At 69.2% G+C, this 2858-nt stretch carries 3 protein-coding genes; 1 reads left to right on the top strand and 2 read right to left on the bottom strand.

What is annotated here, in order from left to right; genetic code table 11:
* Window positions 1-110: 110 nt before the first annotated feature.
* Together AC1DZ6_RS22845 and AC1DZ6_RS22840 are read right to left on the bottom strand one after the other, a co-directional pair.
* A complete protein-coding gene (locus AC1DZ6_RS22845; RefSeq protein WP_477099403.1) occupies window positions 111-1274 on the bottom strand; it encodes an acyl-CoA dehydrogenase family protein in 1164 nt (387 codons plus the stop codon).
* A gap of 27 nt (window positions 1275-1301) precedes the next feature.
* Window positions 1302-2291 carry an NAD(P)/FAD-dependent oxidoreductase gene (locus AC1DZ6_RS22840; RefSeq protein WP_477099402.1) on the bottom strand — a complete coding sequence of 330 codons (990 nt, stop codon included), beginning with the start codon at window positions 2289-2291 and terminating at the stop codon, window positions 1302-1304.
* A 181-nt stretch (window positions 2292-2472) separates the two neighbouring features.
* Here AC1DZ6_RS22840 and AC1DZ6_RS22835 point away from each other — a divergent pair.
* The coding region (locus AC1DZ6_RS22835; RefSeq protein WP_477099401.1) for a helix-turn-helix domain-containing protein at window positions 2473-2858 on the top strand (386 nt) is incomplete at its 3' end.

Raw genomic sequence — 2858 nt, 5'->3', positions numbered from 1 at the left:
CCTCTTCCCCCTCTGGGGGAAGACGACCGCGAAGCGGTCCGTAGGGGGCAAGTGTTCGCCGCAACCCAGGTCCTCCCCCGTGGGGGAAGGCCTAGAGAAGAAAGACGCCCTCAATAACTCTTCGGCAGACCCAGCACCCGCTCGGCGATGAAGTTCAGGATCATCTCGCGACTGATCGGGGCGATCCGCGCGATCATGGCTTCGCGGAAATAGCGCTCGACGTCGTATTCCTTGGCGTAGCCCATGCCGCCGTGGGCCAGGACCGCGCTCTCGCAGGCGGTGAAGCCGGCCTCGGCGCCCAGGTACTTGGCGGCGTTGGCCTCGGCCCCGCAATCCTGGCCGCGGTCGTAGAGCGCGGCCGCCTTGAAGGCCAACAGGTTGGCGGCTTCCAGCTCGGCCCAGGACCGGGCCAGCGGATGGGCCACGCCCTGGTTCTGGCCGATCGGCCGGCCGAACACGATCCGCTCCTTGGCGTAGGTCGTCGCCTTGGCCAGGGCCGCTCGTCCCAGGCCGACGGCCTCGACCGCGAACAGCACCCGCTCGGGATTGAGGCCGTGCAGCAGGTAGGCGAAGCCCTTGCCCTCCTCGCCGACCAGATCGTCCGCCGGCACGAACAGATCCTCGATGAACAGCATGTTACACTCGACCGCCTTGCGCCCCATCTTGGGGATCGGCTTGGCCTCGATCTTCTCGCGGTCGGTGTAGAACAGGCTCAGGCCCTGGGTCGGCTTGGCGCACTGGTCCTTGGGCGTGGTCCTGGCGATGATCAGGATCTTGTTGGCGCGCTGGGCGCCGGTGGTCCAGATCTTGCGGCCGTTCAGACGATAACCGCCTTCGACCTTCTCGGCCCTCGTCTCCAGGCTGGAGGTGTCCAGGCCCGAATTGGGCTCGGTCACCGCGAAGCACATCTTGTCCTCGCCCGAGATCAGCCGCGGCAGATGCTTCTGGCGCTGCTCGTCCGTGCCGAACTTCACGATCGGCATGGGGCCGAAGATGTTCAGGTGAATGGCGCTGGCGCCCGAGAAGCCCGCGCCGGACTGGGCCACGGTCTGCATCATGATCGCCGCCTCGGTCAGGCCCAGGCCCGCCCCGCCGACGCTCTCGGGCATGGCCACGCCCAGCCAGCCGCCCTGCGCGATGGCGGCCACGAATTCTTCTGGGAAAATCCCGGTCTCGTCGGTGCGGCGCCAGTAGTCGTCGTCGAAGTCGGCGCACAGCTTGGCGACGCCCTCGCGGATGGCTTCCTGCTCCTCGGTCAACCAGAATCCGCTCATTCGCCCCTGCCCTTTTGTTGTTGTCGCTCAGGTCCTCGAGAAGCGCCGCGCGTCCAGCGACGCGGCGTCCGGGCCTGGGTTATCACCCCTCAGATACGCCGCGACCAGATCGGCCACAAGCGGGGCCAGCAGCCAGCCGTTGCGGCGGGTCCCCACGGCCAGCATCACACCCGGTGTCGCGCTCCAGCCCACCAACGGCAGACCGTCGGGGGTGGCCGCCCGCACCCCGACCTCGGTGGTCAGGATCGCATCGGCCAGCTCCGGGCGCAGGCGGATCGCCGCCGCGCGCAGGGCGTCGGTCGCCGAAGGATCGACGGCCAGGTCGTCGCGGCCCGTCTCCATGGTCGCGCCGATCGCCGGGCTCTCGCCGGGAGCGATATAGACGCCCTCGCCCCGGATCACCGGCCCGGTCGCGGGACCGCGATCGGCGCGCAGGATCTGGCCCTTGATCGGGCTCAGCGTCGCCAGTTCGGGGGCCAGGCCGGACGCATCCGCCGCGCCGGTGGCCAGGACGACGGCGGAGAAGGCCGACAGGTCGTCGGTGGTGAAGGCGCGGGACTGGAAACGTCCGCCCAGCAGCTCGAAGGCGGCGCGCAGGGCGACCAGGGCCGGGCGCGCCTCGATCCGCCAGTCCTCGGCGTCGATCAGGGCGCCGTCCAGGCGCTGGAAGGGGGCGCCCAGGGCTTCGAAGCGGGCGGCGATGCTCGTCAGCCACGCGGCGTCGCCCTCGACCCTCAGGCCGTCGCGCAGGATTTCCAGGTCCAGTCCCTCGGCGAAGGCCGGCCAGAGGTCGCGCGCGCGTCGCAGCAGGGCCAGGTGCGGGGTCGAGACAGGGTCAAACACGGCTTCGGCCACCGGCGCCAGCATGCCGGCCGCCACGCCCGACGCGTTGTCGCCGACGGGATTGGGATCGAAAAGCGTGACGTCGAATCCGGCGCGGGCCAGGGTCAACGCCACGGCCGATCCGATCGCGCCGGCGCCGGCCACCGCCACCCGCGCGCGCAGCTTTGTCTCCATGGGCGGCAGACACCCTTGCTCGCGCCAAACGTCAAGCCCGACGGGACATTTTGCCGGGACAACGGATGTGTCAGAGGCGTGACTAACGCAACCGCATGGGTCTATCCTGTGTTAACCAAGCTGGACCACACGCTCGTGCATCGAGCGAGGGCGCGGGGCCGCTGGGAGGAACGTGACGCGGATGACCGACAAACCCCTTTCCGACCAGGCTCACCCCGTCGATCTCTATGTCGGGGCGCGTCTTCGGATCCGTCGCAAGGTCCTGGGCCTCAGCCAGACCCAGTTGGCCGAAGCCCTGGGCATCACCTTCCAGCAGATCCAGAAATACGAGCGCGGCGCCAACCGGATCAGCGCCTCGAAGCTGTACGAGGCCGCGCGCCTGCTGCAGTCGCCGGTGTCCTATTTCTTCGAGGGCCTGGACGAGACCGCTCAGGGCTCGGCCGACGATGGCTTCGCCCAGCGCATGACCCAGTTCGTCGCCACGCCCGAGGGTTTGGAGCTGGCCGGACTGTTTCCGCGCCTGAACGACCGTCGGCTGCGTCGCCGGGTCGTCGACCTGGTCAAGGC

The organism is Caulobacter sp. P1_B12_2, assembly GCF_056406675.1.
The sequence above is the reverse complement of the archived record's forward strand: the minus strand, read 5'-3'. Positions and strand labels throughout refer to the sequence as shown.